This window comes from Actinomyces sp. ICM58 (assembly GCF_000283035.1).
In the GTDB taxonomy this organism is placed as follows: Bacteria; Actinomycetota; Actinomycetes; order Actinomycetales; family Actinomycetaceae; genus Pauljensenia.
This window is the reverse complement of the sequence record NZ_ALIY01000048.1, coordinates 20,085-38,088: the sequence shown is the minus strand read 5'-3', so window position 1 is coordinate 38,088 and position 18,004 is coordinate 20,085. Positions and strand designations below refer to the sequence as shown.

Annotated in this window: 15 protein-coding genes; 5 read left to right on the top strand and 10 right to left on the bottom strand. The window is 66.5% G+C overall.

The genetic code is table 11. The annotated features are described in order from the left end of the window. The first annotated feature begins 84 nt into the window (after window positions 1-84). Genes zwf through pgl form a run of 3 tightly spaced genes read left to right on the top strand, consistent with a single transcriptional unit; the run spans window position 85 to window position 3,294 of the window. Complete coding sequence (gene zwf, locus HMPREF1138_RS02060; RefSeq protein ID WP_009056062.1) at window positions 85-1,611, top strand: glucose-6-phosphate dehydrogenase; 1,527 nt, start codon at window positions 85-87, stop codon at window positions 1,609-1,611. Further along, complete coding sequence (locus tag HMPREF1138_RS02055) at window positions 1,608-2,549, top strand: glucose-6-phosphate dehydrogenase assembly protein OpcA (RefSeq protein ID WP_009055969.1); 942 nt, start codon at window positions 1,608-1,610, stop codon at window positions 2,547-2,549. The genes zwf and HMPREF1138_RS02055 overlap by 4 nt, the downstream gene beginning before the upstream one ends. 1 nt (window position 2,550) lies before the next feature. Beyond that, a complete protein-coding gene (gene pgl / locus HMPREF1138_RS02050) occupies window positions 2,551-3,294 on the top strand; it encodes a 6-phosphogluconolactonase (protein ID WP_009056067.1) in 744 nt (247 codons plus the stop codon). 99 nt (window positions 3,295-3,393) lie between these two features. On the opposite strand, the gene HMPREF1138_RS02045 is transcribed toward pgl, so the two are convergent. From HMPREF1138_RS02045 to uvrC, 10 genes are all read right to left on the bottom strand, one after another. Beyond that, the gene (locus HMPREF1138_RS02045; protein ID WP_009056020.1) at window positions 3,394-4,395 is read right to left on the bottom strand and encodes a YdcF family protein; all 1,002 of its coding nucleotides are present in this window, start codon (window positions 4,393-4,395) and stop codon (window positions 3,394-3,396) included. 6 nt (window positions 4,396-4,401) lie between these two features. Continuing rightward, window positions 4,402-4,647: a preprotein translocase subunit SecG gene (secG, locus tag HMPREF1138_RS02040; protein WP_009056010.1), complete on the bottom strand. Its 246-nt coding sequence runs from the start codon at window positions 4,645-4,647 to the stop codon at window positions 4,402-4,404. 162 nt (window positions 4,648-4,809) lie between these two features. Next, complete coding sequence (tpiA, locus tag HMPREF1138_RS02035) at window positions 4,810-5,586, bottom strand: triose-phosphate isomerase (protein WP_009056063.1); 777 nt, start codon at window positions 5,584-5,586, stop codon at window positions 4,810-4,812. A 3-nt stretch (window positions 5,587-5,589) separates the two neighbouring features. After that, complete coding sequence (locus tag HMPREF1138_RS02030; RefSeq protein ID WP_009056032.1) at window positions 5,590-6,780, bottom strand: phosphoglycerate kinase; 1,191 nt, start codon at window positions 6,778-6,780, stop codon at window positions 5,590-5,592. 107 nt (window positions 6,781-6,887) lie between these two features. Then, entirely contained in the window at window positions 6,888-7,895 is a 1,008-nt protein-coding gene (gene gap, locus HMPREF1138_RS02025) for a type I glyceraldehyde-3-phosphate dehydrogenase (protein ID WP_009056013.1), read from the bottom strand. A 203-nt stretch (window positions 7,896-8,098) separates the two neighbouring features. Next, window positions 8,099-9,082: a DNA-binding protein WhiA gene (whiA, locus tag HMPREF1138_RS02020; RefSeq protein ID WP_009056065.1), complete on the bottom strand. Its 984-nt coding sequence runs from the start codon at window positions 9,080-9,082 to the stop codon at window positions 8,099-8,101. A gap of 45 nt (window positions 9,083-9,127) precedes the next feature. After that, window positions 9,128-10,132 carry a gluconeogenesis factor YvcK family protein gene (locus HMPREF1138_RS02015; protein ID WP_009055964.1) on the bottom strand — a complete coding sequence of 335 codons (1,005 nt, stop codon included), beginning with the start codon at window positions 10,130-10,132 and terminating at the stop codon, window positions 9,128-9,130. Further along, complete coding sequence (rapZ, locus tag HMPREF1138_RS02010) at window positions 10,132-11,127, bottom strand: RNase adapter RapZ (RefSeq protein WP_009055986.1); 996 nt, start codon at window positions 11,125-11,127, stop codon at window positions 10,132-10,134. The genes HMPREF1138_RS02015 and rapZ overlap by 1 nt, the downstream gene beginning before the upstream one ends. 29 nt (window positions 11,128-11,156) lie before the next feature. Beyond that, on the bottom strand, window positions 11,157-12,380 hold the full coding sequence (gene purT, locus HMPREF1138_RS02005) for a formate-dependent phosphoribosylglycinamide formyltransferase (protein ID WP_009055998.1): 1,224 nt from the start codon (window positions 12,378-12,380) through the stop codon (window positions 11,157-11,159). Then, window positions 12,377-14,392, bottom strand: coding sequence for an excinuclease ABC subunit UvrC (gene uvrC / locus HMPREF1138_RS02000; RefSeq protein ID WP_009056023.1), 2,016 nt, complete (start codon window positions 14,390-14,392; stop codon window positions 12,377-12,379). The genes purT and uvrC overlap by 4 nt, the downstream gene beginning before the upstream one ends. Before the next feature lie 186 nt (window positions 14,393-14,578). On the opposite strand from uvrC, the gene glnA reads away from it, so the two are divergent. Next, on the top strand, window positions 14,579-16,003 hold the full coding sequence (glnA, locus tag HMPREF1138_RS01995; protein WP_009056018.1) for a type I glutamate--ammonia ligase: 1,425 nt from the start codon (window positions 14,579-14,581) through the stop codon (window positions 16,001-16,003). A 116-nt stretch (window positions 16,004-16,119) separates the two neighbouring features. Next, window positions 16,120-17,985, top strand: coding sequence for an AMP-dependent synthetase/ligase (locus HMPREF1138_RS01990; protein WP_009056028.1), 1,866 nt, complete (start codon window positions 16,120-16,122; stop codon window positions 17,983-17,985). Window positions 17,986-18,004: the final 19 nt, after the last annotated feature.

Genomic DNA, 18,004 nt, shown 5'->3' with positions numbered 1-18,004 from the left:
CTCGGTCCCGTCCCTCTCCCCCGCGGGCGAAGTGTTCGGGCCACGGCCTCGTCCTACCCCCTTGAGCGAATGGAGCGACCACTCGTGACCACTGCGATCCCCACCCTGCGCGATCCGCAAGACCGCAGGCTGCCGCGCATCTCCCCGCCGTGCGGCCTGGTCATCTTCGGCATCACCGGTGACCTCGCGCGTAAGAAGCTCCTGCCCGCCATCTACGACCTAGCCAACCGCGGCCTCCTCCACCCCGCGTTCTCCCTGACCGGCTTCGCCCGACGCGACTGGAGCCCCCAGGACTTCGAGGAATACGTTCGCGCCTCCATCGAGGCACACACCCGCACCGGCTTCAACGAGGGGACGTGGAATCAGCTCCGATCGGGCCTACGCTTCGTCTCCGGAACCTTCGATGACCCGGAAGCATACCGTCGCCTCGCCGACACCGTCGCCGAGCTCGACCGGGTGCGCGGCACCGGCGGCAACCACGCCTTCTACCTGTCGATTCCGCCGTCGTACTTCCCCGTCGTGGCCAAGCACCTGTCGGATACCGGCCTGAACAAGCGACAGGGCCGCGAATGGCGTCGCGTCATCATCGAGAAGCCTTTCGGACACGACCTTGAGTCCGCGCAAGAGCTCTCCAACGTCATCTCGCAGATTTTTGACGAGCAGGATGTCTTCCGCATCGACCACTACCTGGGCAAGGAAACCGTCCAGAACATCATGGCGATGCGCTTCGCGAACGCCATGTTCGAACCCCTGTGGAAGGCGAACTACGTCGATTCGGTGCAGATCACGATGGCCGAGGATATCGGCATCGGCACGCGCGCAGGCTACTACGACGGCATCGGCGCCGCACGCGACATCATCCAGAACCACCTCCTCCAACTCATGGCGCTGACCGCCATGGAGGAACCCGTTCACTTCACGCCCGAGGAAATCCGCGCTGAGAAGGAAAAGGTACTGTCCGCCGTGCGCCTACCCGAGGACCTCGCCGAAGGCACTGCTCGCGGACAGTACGCGAGCGGCTGGCAGGGCGGCGACAAGGTGCGCGGCTACCTCGAGGAGGACGGCATTCCCACCGACTCCACGACCGAGACCTTCGCCGCGATCAAGCTCTTCGTGGACACACGCCGCTGGGCTGGCGTGCCCTTCTACCTGCGCGCCGGCAAGCGCCTGGGCAAGCGCGTCACCGAGATCGCGGTGATCTTCAAGCGCTCCGCGCACGTGCCTTTCGGCAATTCTGCGCTCAGCGAGTCCGCCCAGAACGCGCTTGTCATCCGCGTCCAGCCGGACGAGGGTCTGACCCTCAAGCTCGGCGCGAAGGTTCCGGGCACGTCGATGCAGGTGCGAGACGTCACCATGGACTTCGCCTACGGTCACGCCTTCACCGAGGATTCGCCAGAGGCCTACGAGCGCCTCATCCTGGACGCGCTCGTCGGCTCCGCGCCCCTCTTCCCGCACCAGCGCGAGGTCGAGGCCTCGTGGAAGATTCTCGACCCGATCTTGTCCTTCTGGGAGACCCAGGGCCAGCCCGAGCCCTACACGCCGGGCACGTGGGGTCCCCAATCCGCACACGACATGCTGACCCGCGACGGCCGTTTCTGGAGGCTCCCGTGATCATCACCCTGAAGAACACCACGTCCGCCGAGGTCGCTTCCCGCATCGTGGAGCTGCGCGACGAGCGCGGTTCCGCGGCTCTCAGCCGCGTCCTGACTCTCTTGATCTGTGTTCCCGACATGATTGACGTGGACAAGGCCATCGAGGTCTCCGATGCGGTCTCACGCGAGCACCCCTGCCGCGTCATCGTCATCGTCGAGCCCGAGTCCTCCGAGGGCGCAGCCCTCCTCAACGCCCAGATTCGTGTGGGCGACGCGGCCGGGCTGTCCGACATCATCATCCTCGAGCCTCGCGGCGAAGCGGCGTCGAATATCGATTCGCTCGTCATGCCGCTGCTCCAGTCGGACACGCCGGTCGTCACCTACTGGCCGGTCACCCCGCCCGAGAATCCGGGCGCGCACCCACTGGGCCGCCTCGCGGTCAAACGCATTACCGATTCGCGCGCCACACAGTGCCCGATGGAGACCCTGTCGGCCCTGTCGAGGGTCTACACGCCGGGCGACATCGATCTGGCGTGGGCGGGAGTCACCCTGTGGCGCGCGCTGCTCGCAGCCGTCGCCGAGGACTTCGACCGCCTGCCCACTTCTATCCGCGTCGCGGGTAACGCCACGCATCCCTCGCCGTTCCTCGTGGCCGCGTGGCTGCACCACCAGCTGGGTGTGCCCGTCGATCGGATCGTCGATCGCGAGGCACACACGATCACCGACATCACGTTCTTCTTCGACGATGACACGACCGTGTCGCTGTCGCGCAGCGCCACCTCCTCGGTCGCACGGCTCTCGCGCCCGGGCCTGGAGGATCGCAGCGTGAACCTGGCCCGTCGCTCCGTCCAGGATTCCCTGATGGAGGACCTGCGTCGCCTTGATCCGGACGTGTACTACGGCCAGCTGCTCACGACCGAGCTGCCGCGCCTGGCCGCTTGTTCATCGGAGGGCTGAGATGGTCTGTGTCCACACGCTTGAGGTACTGCCGGGCGTTAAGGCCCTCAACGAGGCCGTCGGCCGAGCGTTCCTGGCGCGCCTGCGCGCTCTCATTGACGAGGCCGAGGTCGGCTCGCGCGTCGACCTGGCCATCTCCGGTGGCGCTGTGGCGACGTCGCTTCTGCCCTCGCTTCTCCCCCGCGTCGGAGATGTCGACTGGTCGCGCGTGCGCGTGTGGCTGGTCGACGAGCGTTTCGTCCCGGCGGGGCACGCCGACCGTAACGACGATCAGGCGTGGGAGGGGTTCTTCCACGCGGCCAGCGGCGTGGAGCTCGTGCGCATGCCGACCTCGGATGAATCCGCACCCGGCGCGGGTTCTCTCGACGCGGCGACGTCCGCTTTCGGGGCCACGTGGACCGAGCTGATGGGCTCCGGCTCCTTCGACATCGCTCTGATCGGCATGGGGCCGGACGGGCACATCTGTTCCCTGTTCCCCGGGCGTGTTGACCTGGAGGAGCCCTCCCCCATCCTGGCGATCCGCAACTCCCCTAAGCCGCCGCCCGAGCGTATCACCGTGTCCATGCCGGTCATGCGGGCCTGCCCCGAGGTATGGCTGACGACGGCGGGTGAGGGGAAAGCTGAGGCCGTCGGGCGTGCCTTCGCGGGTGCCTCGCCCCTCGACCTGCCCGTTGCGGGGATCCTTGGCCCTTCGACGCGCGTTTACCTCGATCAGGCGGCGGCCTCACAGATCCACCTCCCGTAGGAGATTGTCGCAGCGATAAGGGGGCTCGGCCACAGGCCCAGCCCCCTTCTCGTATTGCTGATCGAGCGCACTAACGCCGCACGAGCGTTCCTCGGCGCGTCACGCTCCCACGCCCAGCGCGGTGATGACGATCGTGGCGAGGACCCACAGCCCCATGATCACCGCATACGGCCACCAGTAGCGCCTCGAGATAGCGATAAACTCACGGATAAAGGCGGTTGGGAAATAGTAGCCGGCCGTCTTCGAGCCCAGGCCGTCCGCGCGAAAGCCGACAGCGCGGGCGTACAACGCCGTCCGGAAGACGTGGTAGTCGCTTGTCACCAACGCGGCTCGCCTCGGAGCACCGTCACTCAGACGCGCAATCAGATCCCGGGAGTACGTGAGGTTCTCCCACGTGGTCGTCGAGTGGTCCTCCACAACGATGGACGAATCAGATACCCCGCGGGAACGCAGATAGCGCGCCATGGCTTCGGCCTCGGAGATCTCCTCGTCGGAGCCTTGACCGCCGGACGGAATGAAAATCCCACGCTTCTCTTGCTTGATCCACAGGTCATACGCGCGATCAACGCGCCCCCGCAGCAACGGCGTCAGCTCCGTGCCATTCAGGCCCGCACCGTGGATAACAATGAACTCGTACTGGCGCTTGCGGGGAAGTGAGCGGTACAGCCAGGAATACAACAGCAGCGCCACAAAGGACAGAAAAAACCACGCCCCGCACAGAGTCATCGCAAACAGAAAGCCGAGGACAAATCCAGGAACTCCAACGACAAACGCGGCCGGAACAGCAAGGAACCAAGCCACAATCGCGCAGGCAAACAGCAGCGGAAGCGCATGCGACAGCGAAAATCCTTCGCGGCGCACCAACTGCACCTCGTTGACGAGCATAAAGATGATCGTGATGAGTGGGCTCACAGCGATGAAGATCATGATGGGAGCCGTGATCCACCACTGATTCAGCTGCTCTGAGGCGGCCAACAGAGCCGAAGCACAGAAGAAGATAAAGAAAAACGCGTTGCGAAACTGACGGGGTTCGCGGCGGTACGACCACACAAAAATGGCTCCCCACACGAGGGCGGGGAGCCATAGGACGACGTCGATCACGACGGATCAGGAGCCGAACTTAACCAGAAGCGCGTAGCAGATGATGCAGATGACCCAGACCAGCAGGGTACCCAGCGTGATGCGGTTCAGGTTACGCTCCGCGACGCCCGAAGAGCCCGCGGAAGAAGAGATGCCGCCACCGAACATATCCGACAGGCCGCCGCCTTGTCCCTTGTGCATCAGAATGGTCAGGGTCAGCAGGATGCTGGTCAGGTAGATCAGCACGGTCAGCACATTGTTCAGAATCGTCACAGTCGGTCCAGTCTCTATCGCGTTCACGCCCAATGACGGGCACATACATGCTCAGTGTAACGGAGAATGACGGTGGGGCCAACCGGCACACCGGTTGGCCCCACCTCGCGTCCGATCCACCCCTGCTTAAACGGCTGGGCGGGGCTGGCGCGTGATGTCTACTCAGGCGTAGAACGTCGCCATGGCGGCGAAGGAATCGGCCTTGAGGGAGGCGCCGCCGACGAGACCGCCGTCGACGTCGGGCTGGGCCATGAGCTCCTTGATGTTGCCGGGCTTGGCGGATCCACCGTAGAGGATGCGGGTGGCCTCGGCGGTCTCGGCGCCGAAGTCTTCGGCCAGGGCGGCGCGGATGGCGCCACACACTTCCTGAGCGTCCTCGGCCGAAGCCGTCTCGCCGGTGCCAATGGCCCAGATGGGCTCGTAGGCGATGACGATCTGCGCGACCTCTTCGGCCTTCCAGCCGGCCAGGGCGGCGCGGATCTGGCCGAGGACGAACTCGACGTAGGTTCCGGCCTTGCGGACCTCGAGGGCCTCGCCGCAGCACAGGATCGGGGTCATGCCGGCGTCGAAGACCTTGCGGGCCTTGGCGCCGACGAGCTCGTCGGACTCGCCGTGGTATTCGCGACGCTCGGAGTGACCCATGACCACGTAGGAGACGCCGAGCTTGGTAAGCATCTCGGTGGAGATTTCGCCGGTGTAGGCGCCGTTGTCGTGGATCGACACGTCCTGCGCACCGTACTTGATGCCCAGATCGTCGGCATCAACGATGGTCTGGACGGTGCGGATGTCGGTGAACGGTGGGATAACCAGGACCTCGCACTTGGAGTAGTCGTGTCCCGCGTCGGACAGCGCCATCGCCAGGCCCTGGACGAGGTGGTTGGCCTCGAGGTGATCGAGGTTCATCTTCCAGTTGCCGGCCATGAGGGGGGTACGTGCCATGAGTCAGTCCTCCAGAACTGCGATACCGGGCAGAACCTTGCCCTCGAGGAGCTCGAGGGAGGCGCCGCCGCCAGTGGAAATGTGGGAGAAGGTGTTCTCGTCGAAGCCGAGCAGGCGCACGGCCGCGGCGGAGTCGCCACCGCCGATGACGGAGAACATGGAGCCCGTGGACAGGGCTTCGGCGACGGCGCGAGTGCCGCCGGCGAACGCGTCGAATTCGAAGACGCCCATGGGGCCGTTCCAGGCCACGGTCTTAGCGGTGGCCAGCTTGTCGGCGAAGAGCTTCTGCGACTCAGGGCCGATGTCGAGGCCCATCTGGTCCTCGGGGATGGCGTCGACCGTGACGACGGTCGCGGGCGCGTCGGCCGCGAACTCGGGGGCGACGATGACGTCAACGGGCAGGACCAGGTCGACGCCGCGCTCGGCAGCCTCGGCGATGTAGCCCTTGACGGTGTCGATCTGATCGACCTCGAGCAGGGACTTGCCCACGGAGTAGCCCTGAGCGGCCAGGAAAGTGAAGACCATGCCGCCGCCGATGAACAGCATGTCGGCCTTCTTCAGCAGGTTGGCGATGACGCCGAGCTTGTCGGAGACCTTGGAGCCGCCGAGGACGACGCCGTAGGGGCGCTCGGGGTCGCCGGTGACCTTGGACAGGGACTCGATCTCCTTGAGCACGAGCAGGCCGGCGGCCGAGGGCAGCAGCTTGGCGATGTCGTAGACGGAGGCCTGCTTGCGGTGGACCACGCCGAAGCCGTCGGAGACGAAGGCGTCGCCGAGCTTGGCGTACTCGCGGGCGAGCTCTTCGCGCTCCTCGTCGACCTTAGAGGTCTCGCGGGGGTCGAAGCGGACGTTCTCGAGCAGGGCGATCTCACCCTCGCCCAGGTCGGCAACGGTCTGGGCGGCGGAGGGGCCAACGACGTCGGAGGCCAGGGTGACCTTCACGCCGGAGAGCTCTGCGAGGCGCGCGGCGACGGGGGCCAGCGAGAAGGCGGGATCGACCTTGCCCTTGGGGCGGCCGAGGTGGGCCATAATAACGACCTTGGCACCGGCGTCGGTGAGGGTCTTGAGGGTCGGCAGCGCCGCGCGGATACGGCCGTCGTCGGTGATGACGCCGTCCTTGAGCGGAACGTTGAAGTCGGAGCGGACGAGGACGCGCTTGCCGCGCAGGTCGCCCAGGGTGGAGATAGTCCTCACGAGGAGTCCTTTCGGTCTGAAGGCGGTGGTGATGTACGAGATGCCCGTGCACGAGCGTGCACGGGCATCTCGCTGATCAGCTCATGGCTGGTGTTTCAGCGGTGTGCTCAGGCGAGCTTGGAGCCGACGAGGGCGGTGAGGCGAACGAGAGCGTTCGAGTAGCCCCACTCGTTGTCGTACCAGGACAGGACCTTGACGAGGTTGCCGATGACCTTGGTCTCGGTGGCGTCGAAGATCGAGGTGTGCGGGTCGCCCACGATGTCGGAGGAGACGATCGGATCCTCGGTGTACTCAAGAACACCCTTGAGCTCACCCTCAGCGGCGGCCTTCACGGCAGCCTTGACGGCCTCGACGGAGACCTCCTTCTTCGCGATGAAGGTGAGGTCGGTCAGGGAGCCGGTCGGGGTGGGGACGCGGACGGCGAGGCCGTCGAACTTGCCCTCGAGCTCGGGCAGGACCAGGGCGACAGCCTGGGCAGCACCGGTCTTGGTGGGGATCATGTTCAGGGCCGCGGCGCGGGCGCGACGCAGATCCTTGTGGGGGGCGTCGAGGACGCGCTGATCGCCCGTGTAGGAGTGGATGGTGGTCATGATGCCGCGCTCAATGCCGAAGTTCTCCTCGAGAACCTTGGCCAGGGGGGCGAGGCAGTTGGTCGTGCAGGAAGCGTTCGACACGATGTTCATCGTGGCGCCGTCGTACTTGTCCTCGTTCACGCCCATGACGAAGGTGCCGTCGACGTTCTTCGCGGGAGCGGAGATGACGACCTTCTTGGCACCGCCGTCCAGGTGAGCCTTGGCCTTCTCGCCATCGGTGAAGAAGCCCGTGGACTCAACGACAACCTCAACGCCGAGCTCGCCCCAGGGCAGATCGGCGGGGTTACGCTGTGCGAGCACCTTGATGTGCTTGCCATTGACGATGATGCCCTCGTCATCGTAGGACACCTCACCCTGGAAGCGACCCGTGATCGAGTCGTACTTCAGCAGGTGAGCAAGGGTCTTGTTGTCGGTCAGGTCGTTAACGGCGACGACCTCAATGTCCGCGCCCTGCTCGAGAGCGGCGCGGAAGAAGTTACGGCCGATGCGGCCGAAGCCGTTGATGCCAACGCGGGTGGTCACTATGGTTCCTCCTGCTCGTGCCCTCACAGGGCACGGTTTTCGATGCAACCGGGCGTGCGGGTTGCCAGCCCGGCCCGCAGATTTCTGCGGTTCCAGCAGTTCCTAATCTACACCCGAAAGCGGACTCTGTCACAATCCAATTTCGAAATTTGCGCGTGGGGTAATTCTCGTTTGGACCGGGACGAACGTAACAGGGGAGGAAGTCAGTCCTCTTCGAGCATGTCGAGAGTGAGGGCGGATTCGGTGTCCGGTATGCCGCGTTCGTGCGCGACCTTGTCCGCCAGGGCCAGGAGTCGGCGGATGCGTCCGGCGACGGCGTCCTTCGTGAGCGGCGGATTCGTGTGTTTGCCGAGCTCTTCCAGAGATGCCTGCTTGTATTGCAGACGGAGGGTGCCGGCCTCAAGCAGGTGTGCGGGCACGTCGTCACCGAGGATCTCGAAGGCGCGTTCGACGCGGGCACCCGCGGCGACGGCGGCGCGCGCGGAGCGCCGCAGGTTCGCATCGTCAAAGTTGGCCAGCCGGTTTGCGCTGCCGCGGGCCTCGCGGCGTTCGCGACGCTCCTGCCACGCCTCGAAGGTCTGGGGCGCGCCCATGGCGGCGATGAGGGTGCCGATGGCGTCGGAGTCACGCACGGACACGCGGTCGGTGCCTCGCACTTCCTTGGAGCGGGCCGCCGCTCCAAGCTTGCGTGCGCAGCCGACCATGGCCAGGGCGACCTCGGGGCCGGGGCAGGTGATCTCGAGAGAGGAGGAGCGACCGGGTTCCATGAGGGAGCCGCGTGCCAAGAAGGCTCCGCGCCAGATAGCGGCGGCTTCGGCGCTTCCCGACGCGACGAGCACGGGGGGAAGCCCGCGCACGGGGCGGCGCATCGAGTCGACGAGACCGGTCAGTCGCGCGAGCTCGTCAGCCTTGTGGACGACGCGCACGACGTAGCGCTTGCCCCGGCGCAGGGAGGAGCCGGAGACGACGACCACGGAAGATTCGGCGTTGTACAGAGCCTGAAGGTAGGTGCGCAGCCTGCGCGCGGCGACGGGCGAGTCGAGCTCGGCCTCAACGAGGATGCGCCCACCGACGAGGTGGAGTCCGCCCGCGAAGCGCAGCGTCGCGCTTACCTCGGCGGCCACCTCGGAGGGGGTGGTGATGACGGCGCGCGCGAGCTCGTCCTTCATGTCTGATGTCAGCGACACGGATTCTCCCTATGGTGTCTGTTGTTTGTCAGCGGGCAACAGGTTCTAAGGTAACCACGTTTCGGCCTGGCCGACCTCCCCGAGGAAGCCGTCGAATGCGTCACGTAGGGCTGCGGCGAGGCGCAGCGGGTCGTGATGGGGCGCCCCGTCGCCGGTGCGCACCTGGCGCAGCAGGACGCGAGCGCCCAGCTCCTCGGCGGCGACGATCAGGTCGTCGATGTCGTCGCAGGCGGTGGGGTCGGCGACGACGACGTCGAGTTTGAGCGCGGGCGCGTACTCGCGCAGCACCCGCACGTGATCGGCCGTCGACATCGTGTCGGTTTCACCGCGCTGGCGGGCGAGGTTGAGCACGAGAGCACGGTGGGCGTCGGTCGTGGCCAGCGCTCGGTTGATCTCGGGAACCAGCAGGTGTGGGATAACAGAGGTGTACCAGGAGCCGGGGCCCAGGACGACCCAGTCGGCCTCAGAGATGGCCTCGATGACGGCGCCGGGCACCGCGGGAGCCTCGGGGGTGATACGCACGTGCTCGACAGTGCCGGGCGCGACCGCGACTTTGGACTGGCCGGCGACGACGTAGCGGCGCCCGCCGTCGTTCATGTCGGCTTCGATGTCGATCGGGGTGGTCGCCATGGGCAGGACGCGTCCCTGAGCCCCGAGGAGTCGGCCGACCCAGTCGAGGCCCTCGACGGGATCGTCGAGGAGCTGCCAGAGGCCGGAGATCAACAGGTTACCGAGGGCGTGCCCGTTGAGCGGGCCGGTCGTGTCCAGGCGCAGCTGCATGACGTCGCGCCATGTCAGGCCCCATTCGGATTCCTCACACAGGGACGCCAGCGCCATGCGCAGGTCGCCGGGCGGCAGGATCGGCATTTCCTGGCGGAGGCGGCCGGAGCTGCCGCCGTCGTCGGCGACTGTGACGACGGCGGTCAGGGCGCGGGTGATGTGGCGAAGGGCCCGCAAGGTCGCGGACAGGCCGTGCCCGCCTCCGAGGGCGACGATGGACTGGCCGGATTCTCCTCGTTGGACCCAGCCAGCTGCATCAAGGTAGGGCATTACTCTCTCCCAATGTCGCGGTGCATGACGCGCACCGAATGTCCGTGCTCGCGCAAGCGAGCGGCGATGGCCTCGGAGCATGCGACGGAGCGGTGCTTTCCGCCCGTGCAGCCGACGGCGATCGTGACGAATGGCTTCAATTCTGCCAGATAGCCGGCGAGCATGGGGGCCAACAAGTCGGCATAGCCGAGAGCAAAATCGCGGGCCCCGGGCTGGGAGAGGACGTAGTCGGCGACGGCCTGGTCTTTTCCGGTGAGGTGGCGCAGTTCGTCGACCCAGTAGGGGTTCTTCAGGAAGCGGACGTCGACGACGTGATCGGCGTCGAGGGGCAGCCCGTGCTTGAAACCAAAGGATTCGACGGTGACCTGCAGGGGGCGCTTCTCCCCCGCCACGATGTCTCGGATGCGTCGGGTGAGGTCGTGCACGCTCATGGCGGAGGTGTCGATGACCTCGTCGGCGGCGCGGCGCAGCGGGGCAAGCAGACGAATCTCTGCCTTGATGCCGTCCATGAGGGTGCCCGCCCCCTGGAGGGGGTGGGGGCGCCGGTTGGACTCGTAGCGTCGTACAAGGGCTTGGGGGCTTGCCTCCAGGAAGATGATGCGGTAGGCGATGCCGGCGCCCTTGAGCTGTTCGAGGGTCGCGTCCAGCGTGCGGAAGAAGGTGCGAGAACGCACGTCGACGCCGACGGCCAGGCGGTGGACGCCGGCAGCTGGGTCGTTGGACATCATGCCGACCAGGGCGGGCAGCATCGACGGGGGCAGGTTGTCCACGACGTACCAGTCGAGGTCTTCGAGGGCTCGCGCGGCGCCCGTGCGGCCCGCTCCCGAGTAGCCGGTGATGATGAGGACTTCGTTAGCGGCGCGGGGCTCGTACTTGACGCGCATCATGTCGCGCACGGGGATGCCCTCGGGGAAGGTGCGCGGGTTTTCCTCCCTCGCGGACGAGGCCGGGGCGTCCGCGGCGCGTGGCGCTTCCTGGGGTGCGTGATCGGTCATGGTGTCCTCCTTGGGGGCGGGGTGGCGTGCTATGCGCTGGGGCGCGCAGCGTCGTCGATCGTGATGGCGGCTGCTGCGCGTCGGGCGATGACGCGCGATTCCTTGGGGGTGGTGGCGGTGGCGGCGACCACGCCGACGCGGCGCCCAGCGCGGCTGATCGGCTTGCCGAAGAGGCGCACGATGTCGGCGGTGGCCAACGCGGTGGCGACGCCACGGTAGGCAGGGGATGCGATGGCGCGCGCGGACTTGATGACGGCGGAGGCGCCGGGGCTGGCCAGGGCCGTGGAGGTGGGCAGGCCGAGGATGGCGCGCGCGTGGAGCTCGAACTCGGACTGGGGCTGGGTCACCATGGTGACCATGCCGGTGTCGTGGGGGCGAGGCGAGAGCTCGGAGAACCACACCTGGTCGCCACGCACGAAGAACTCGACGCCGAAGATGCCCAGGCACGGGCCGTTTCCGTGCTCGGCGAGGGCGTCGGTGACCTCCTTGGCCATGTGCCGGGCGGAGGCGAGCGCTTCCTCGCTCATCGCCATCGGCTGCCAGGACTCGACGTAGTCGCCGTCTTCCTGGCGGTGGCCGATGGGCACGCAGAAGGAGGTGCGGACACTGGAGCTTGCTGCGTCCCACGAGCGCACGGTGAGCAGGGTGATCTCGTAGTCGAAGTCGATGCCCTCCTCGACGATGACCACGCCGGTTGTCGCGCGCGCATCCTCCTCAGCGTGGTTCCACGCCGCCCGGACCTGCTCGGGGCTGCTCACGCGAGACTGCCCGTGGCCGGAGGAGGACATCGTGGGTTTGACGAAGGCCGGGTAGCCGACCTCGTCGAGGGCCTCCGCCAGCTCGGCCTCACTGCGCGCGAAGCGGAAGGCGGAGGTGCGCACGCCGGGCAGGGCGGCCGCCAGAGTGCGGATGCGCTGGCGGTCCATCGTGGCCTGGACGGCGAAGGCGTTAGGGACCACGCGCACGCCGCGCTCCTCCGCAGCGGACAGCTCGTCCGTGGCGATGGCCTCGACCTCGGGAACGATCAGGTCGACGTCGACGCCGTCAAGAACCTCACGCAAGGCGTTTGGGTCGCTCATGTCGAACACCAGGGAGGAATCGGCGACCTGCATCGCGGGAGCGCCCTCGTAGGAGTCGGCGGCAATCACCGTGCAGCCGTAACGCTTCAGGGCGATCGTCACCTCCTTGCCGAGCTCGCCGGAGCCCAGGAGCAGCACCCGCGCAGGAAGCGGCATCGGAAGCATTGTGGTCATGGTGTGTCCTCCCTTGACGATGCTGCAAGCCTATCGCGGATCGAAGCAGCGAGGGCGGGTCCCACGCCCTTAACCTCAGCAATCTGCTCGAGACTCGCCTCCCGAATCCGCTTCACGGAGCCGAAATGCTTGAGCAGCGCCGCCTGGCGCGCGGGTCCAAGCCCCGGGATGGAGTCCAGCACCGAACGCCGCTGAGCCTTCGAGCGCCTCTTGCGATGCTTCGTGATCGCGAAGCGGTGGGACTCGTCGCGCAGATACTGGAGCAGATACAAAGCCTCCGAGGTGCGCGGCAGGATGAGGGGGAACTCGTCGCCGGGAATCCACACCTCCTCCAGGCGCTTGGCCAGACCAACGACGGGCACGTCCGCACCCACGGCGTCCAGGGCAGCGCGAGCGGCGTTGACCTGCGGGAGGCCACCGTCGACGAGCACCAGGTCGGGCCTGTACGAGAAACGCTTGGGACGCCCGGTCGTCTCGTCGATCGGGCCGGAGGCGAAGGCGACGCCATCCTCGTCCTCGCCCTTGACGCCCGCCTCCTCGGCGAGCAGGCGCGAGAAGCGACGGGTGAGGACCTCGTTCATCGCGCTCGTGTCGTCGGGCGTGCCGTTTCCGTCCTCTCCGCGAATGTTGTAGGTGCGATAGGCGTCCTTACGAGGCATACCATCCTCGAAGACCACCATGGAGGCCACCTGATTCTCGCCTCCCGTGTGTGAGACGTCGTAGCACTCGATGCGCAGGGGTGCACCCGGCAGGTCCAGGTTCGAGGCCAGCTCCTCCAGCGCCTTCGAGCGCGCAGTGATGTCGCCGGCGCGCTTCGTGCGGTGCAGGGCGAGCCCCTGGCGGGCGTTCTCCGTCACCGTTGCCATGAGCTGGGCCTTCGGGCCACGCCTGGGCACGTGGATCGACACGGACGCGCCGCGCATCTGTCCCAGCCAACGCACAATCGTCTCGGTCTCCTCGGGCGCGACCGAGACCAGCACCTCGCGCGGGATCGCCGAGGTCGGGGTGTGCGCGACGTCGTCCACGCTCACCGCCGCCACCTTCGTCGCACTCCCCGCCCCGGCCTCGTCCATCGACGCCGAGGAATACACCTGCTCGAGGAGGCGGGACATGAGCGCCTCGTCCCCCGCCCCATCCACGCGCTCAATCACCCAGCCGCGCGTACCGCGGATGCGCCCGCCGCGCACGTGGAAGACGTAAACGGCGGCATCCAGGTCGTCGCTGACGAGAGAGAACACGTCCGCGTCCGACCCGTCGTCGAGCACCACCGCGTTGCGCTCGAGCACCGTGCGCAGCGCCTTGACGTCGTCGCGCAGCTTCGCGGCGCGCTCGAAGTTCAGCTCCGCCGACGCCTGGCGCATCTGCTCCTCGAGGTCCCGGATCACCGGGCCGGTGCGCCCCTCCATAAACTGGCACAGCCCCTCTCCGAGCTCGCGATGCTCCTCCATCGAGATGCGCCCCACGCACGGGGCCGCGCACTTGTCGATGTAACCGAGCAGGCACGGACGCCCCTGAGCCTTCGCACGCTGGAACACGCCCGCCGAGCACGAGCGCATCGGGAAGACACGAAGGAGCTGATCGATCGTGTCGCGAATCGCCCACACCTGCGTGTACGGACCGAAGTAGCGTGACCCGGCCCTCTTGCGCTCGCGCGTGACCTGCACACGGGGGAAGCGCTCCCCCATCGACACCGCCAGGTAGGGGTAGGACTTGTCGTCCTTAAACATGACGTTGAAGCGCGGATTGAACTCTTTAATCCACGTGAACTCCAGCGTGAGGGCCTCCACCTCGGAGCGCACGACGGTCCACTGGACGGCGCTCGCGGTCGTCACCATCTGCTGGGTGCGCGGGTGCAGGTTAGCCAGGTCTTGGAAGTAGTTGGTGAGGCGATTGCGCAGGTTCTTGGCCTTGCCGACGTAGATGACGCGCCCGTGAGGGTCGGAGAATCGGTAGACGCCCGGCGAGGTCGGAATGTCTCCCGTGCGGGGCCTGTACGTCGAAGGATCTGCCACGGTCCCAGCGTACGAGGCCGTGGCTGGGAGCGCCCGTCACCCTCTGTGGGCGTGCTCTATGTCATGAAACCTTTGAATAATGAAACCAATACGCGCGCTCGCCACCTGTAGGCATATACTGGACTTGGTTACGAATTGACCGATTCTTGACCATTGAGTACAGCTCTCCCACAAAGAAGGACGTTCATGTTCACCTCCACCCAAGAGGTCGCAGACTTTATCTCCGAGCAGAACATTGAACTCGTCGACGTCCGCTTCTGCGACGTCCCCGGGGTTCAGCAGCACTTTACGATCCCCGTGAGCGAATTCCTGGACGCCGCTTTGTCGGACGGTCTCATGTTCGACGGCTCCTCGGTGCGCGGATTCACCGCCATCCACGAGTCCGACATGAAGCTCATCCCGGACATCTCCTCCGCCTTCGTCGATCCGTTCCGCGATCGCAAGACCCTGGTCGTTAACTTCTCAATCGTCGACCCCTTCACCGACGAACCCTTCTCGCGCGACCCGCGCCAGGTGGCCGCCAAGGCCGAGGCCTACCTGCGCTCCACCGGCATCGCGGACGAGTGCTTCATCGGCGCCGAAGCCGAGTTCTATCTCTTCGACGACGTGCGCTACCAGGTCAGCCCCCACAACACCTTCTTCTCCGTCGACTCCCCCGAGGCGTACTGGAACACCGGCCGCGTCGAAGAGGGCGGCAACATGGGCTACAAGGTGGCCGTCAAGGGCGGCTACTTCCCCGTCTCCCCCGCCGACAAGTACGCGGACGTGCGCGACGAGATGAGCCGCCTCCTCGAGGAGGTCGGCCTGACGATCGAGCGCGCACACCACGAGGTCGGCTCGGGCGGCCAGCAGGAGATCAACTACCGCTTCGCGACGCTGCAGACCGCGGCCGACGACATGATGAAGTTCAAGTACGTCATCAAGAACTCCGCCCTCGAGTTCGGTCATTCCGCGACCTTCATGCCCAAGCCCCTGTTCGGGGACAACGGCTCGGGCATGCACACGCACATGTCGCTGTGGAAGAACGGCGAGCCCCTGTTCTACGACGAGCGCGGCTACGGCTCCCTGTCCGACACGGCGCGCTGGTTCATCGGCGGCCTGCTCGAGCACGCGCCCGCGCTGCTGGCCTTCACGAACCCGTCAGTGAACTCCTTCCGACGCCTGGTCCCCGGCTTCGAGGCTCCGATCAACCTCGTGTACTCGGCGCGCAACCGCTCCGCCTGTATTCGCATCCCCGTGACGGGCACGTCGCCCAAGGCCAAGCGCGTGGAATACCGCGTGCCGGATCCGAGCGCGAACCCCTACCTGGCGTTCTCCGCGTGCCTCATGGCGGGCATCGACGGCATCAAGCGCCGCATCGAGCCGGCAGCCCCCATCGACAAGGATCTCTACGAACTGCCCCCGACCGAGTACCAGGACATCGCGAAGCTGCCGAGCTCCCTCGAGGCCGCCCTGGACGCGCTGCGTGAGGATCACGAGTTCCTCACCGAGGGTGACGTCTTCACGCAGGACCTCATCGACACGTGGCTGGAGTACAAGGAGACCAACGAGGTCGCCCCGATGCGCGCCTACGTACACCCCTACGAATACCAGATGTACTACGACCTGTGATCTAACCGTCACTTGAGCGGCCCCCACCCCGATTGAGGGGCGGGGGCCGCGCCACAACCAGTAGACTCACATCGAACCTGTTGTTCAGTCTTTGAACCGACATCCCGGAGGACACGATGAAGCGCATGCGTGACGGCTCCTACACGATCAAGCCGGCCTACAAGGTCGGGGAGCACGACATCATCCCCGACATGCTCGCCAAGCGGGCCACCACATTCCCCAAACAGGTCGCCCTCGAGCAGCGCTCCTCCGTGGGCTCCACGCGCTCCCTGACCGCGGGCGAGCTCCAGCGCCAGGTCGACTACACCGCCTGTGGCCTCATCGGCCTCGGAGTCGAGCAGGGTCACGCGGTCGCGATCCTCGCCCCCACCTCGTACGAGTGGCTCCTCCTGGACCTCGCGCTCCTGTCCGTCGGCGCGATCACCGTCCCGATCTACGAGTCCGATTCCGCCTCCCAGATCCAGCACATCCTCACCGACGCGCACGTCACCCGCGTCTTCACGGCCACCACCCAGCAGGCCGAGCTCGTGCGCTCGGTCGCGCCGTCCTTCACGCTCTCGGTCGACTCCTTCGACCAGGGCGCCCTGCGCAAGGTCGCGCGCGCCGCCACGAACGTCACCATCGAGGACGTCGAACGCCGACGCGCCGCCGTATCCTCGTCCGACATCGCGACCATCATCTACACCTCCGGCACGACCGGCAACCCCAAGGGCGTGGCCCTCACGCACGCGAACTTCGTCGCAACCGCGCAGGGTGCGCGCCAAGTGCTCGGCGAGGTCATCGACTCCCCCGAGACCCGCCTCCTGCTCTTCCTTCCCGTCGCCCACGTGCTCGCCCGACTCGTCATGCACGTCATCCTCTCCGGCCAGGGCGTGCTCGGCTTCTCCCCCTCCATTAAGAACCTGCTGCCCGACATCCAGGCCTTCAAGCCTTCCGTGCTCCTCGTCGTGCCCCGCGTCCTCGAGAAGGTCTACAACGCCGCCTCCTCCAAGGCGGGCGGCGGCATCAAGGGTCGCATGTTCGCGTGGAGTGCCAAGCAGGCCCGCACCTACTCCCTCGCGTCCGAGAAGACTTTCGGTCCCGGCCCCTTCAAGAAGATCCGCCACGGCATCGCCGACGCCCTCGTTTTGAAGAAGATCCGCACGGTGCTCGGCCCCAACCTGCGCTACATCGTCTCCGGCGGCGCTCCCCTGGCCACCGACCTCGCCCACTTCTACGCGGGCATGGGCATCACCCTCATCCAGGGCTACGGCCTGTCCGAGACCACCGGCCCGATCGCCGTCCAGCACATTGGCAAGAACCCGATCGGCGGCGTCGGCCTGCCCCTGCCCGGCAACTTCATCAAGATCGCCAAGGACGGCGAGATCCTCGTGCGCGGCCAGTCCGTCATGCCCGGCTACTACCACCTGCCCGAGCAGACCGCCGAGGTCATGCCCGACGGCACCTGGTTCCACACGGGCGATCTCGGCTCCATCGACCGCAAGGGCCAGCTGACCATCACGGGCCGCAAGAAGGAACTGATCGTCACCGCGGGCGGCAAGAACGTCTCCCCCGAGGTCCTCGAGGACTCCCTGGCCACCCACCCGCTCATCGCCAACGTCATCGTGGTGGGCGACCAGCGCCCCTACGTCGGCGCCCTCTTCACGCTCGACGCCGACATGCTGCCCGATTGGCTGGCCAAGCACGGCCTGGCGCAGTGCTCGCCCACCGAGGCCGCCGAATTGCCCGCCGTGCGCGAGTCCCTCGAAAAGGCCGTCGAACGCGCCAACAAGGCCGTTTCCCGCGCCGAGTCGATCCGCAAGTTCCGCATCATCGACGCCAGCTTCACCGTCGAAAACGGCTACGTGACGCCGTCGATGAAGCTGCGCCGCCGCAAGGTCCTGACCGACTACGCCTACGAGGTCGACGCCCTGTACGGCGGCCCCGTCTCCGCGGAGCCGGCAAAGAAGCACGGATTCTTCCGCCGCGCCAAGAAGAACTGATCTCACCACGCACGGCGCA

Bases quoted from the DNA above. Each gene is read 5' to 3' on its own strand.
- pgl (WP_009056067.1), top strand. From the start codon at position 2,551: ATGGTCTGTGTCCACACGCTTGAGGTACTGCCGGGCGTTAAGGCCCTC.
- tpiA (WP_009056063.1), bottom strand. From the start codon at position 5,586: ATGGCACGTACCCCCCTCATGGCCGGCAACTGGAAGATGAACCTCGAT.
- HMPREF1138_RS02015 (WP_009055964.1), bottom strand. From the start codon at position 10,132: ATGCCCTACCTTGATGCAGCTGGCTGGGTCCAACGAGGAGAATCCGGC.
- rapZ (WP_009055986.1), bottom strand. From the start codon at position 11,127: ATGACCGATCACGCACCCCAGGAAGCGCCACGCGCCGCGGACGCCCCG.
- purT (WP_009055998.1), bottom strand. From the start codon at position 12,380: ATGACCACAATGCTTCCGATGCCGCTTCCTGCGCGGGTGCTGCTCCTG.
- glnA (WP_009056018.1), top strand. From the start codon at position 14,579: ATGTTCACCTCCACCCAAGAGGTCGCAGACTTTATCTCCGAGCAGAAC.
- HMPREF1138_RS01990 (WP_009056028.1), top strand. From the start codon at position 16,120: ATGAAGCGCATGCGTGACGGCTCCTACACGATCAAGCCGGCCTACAAG.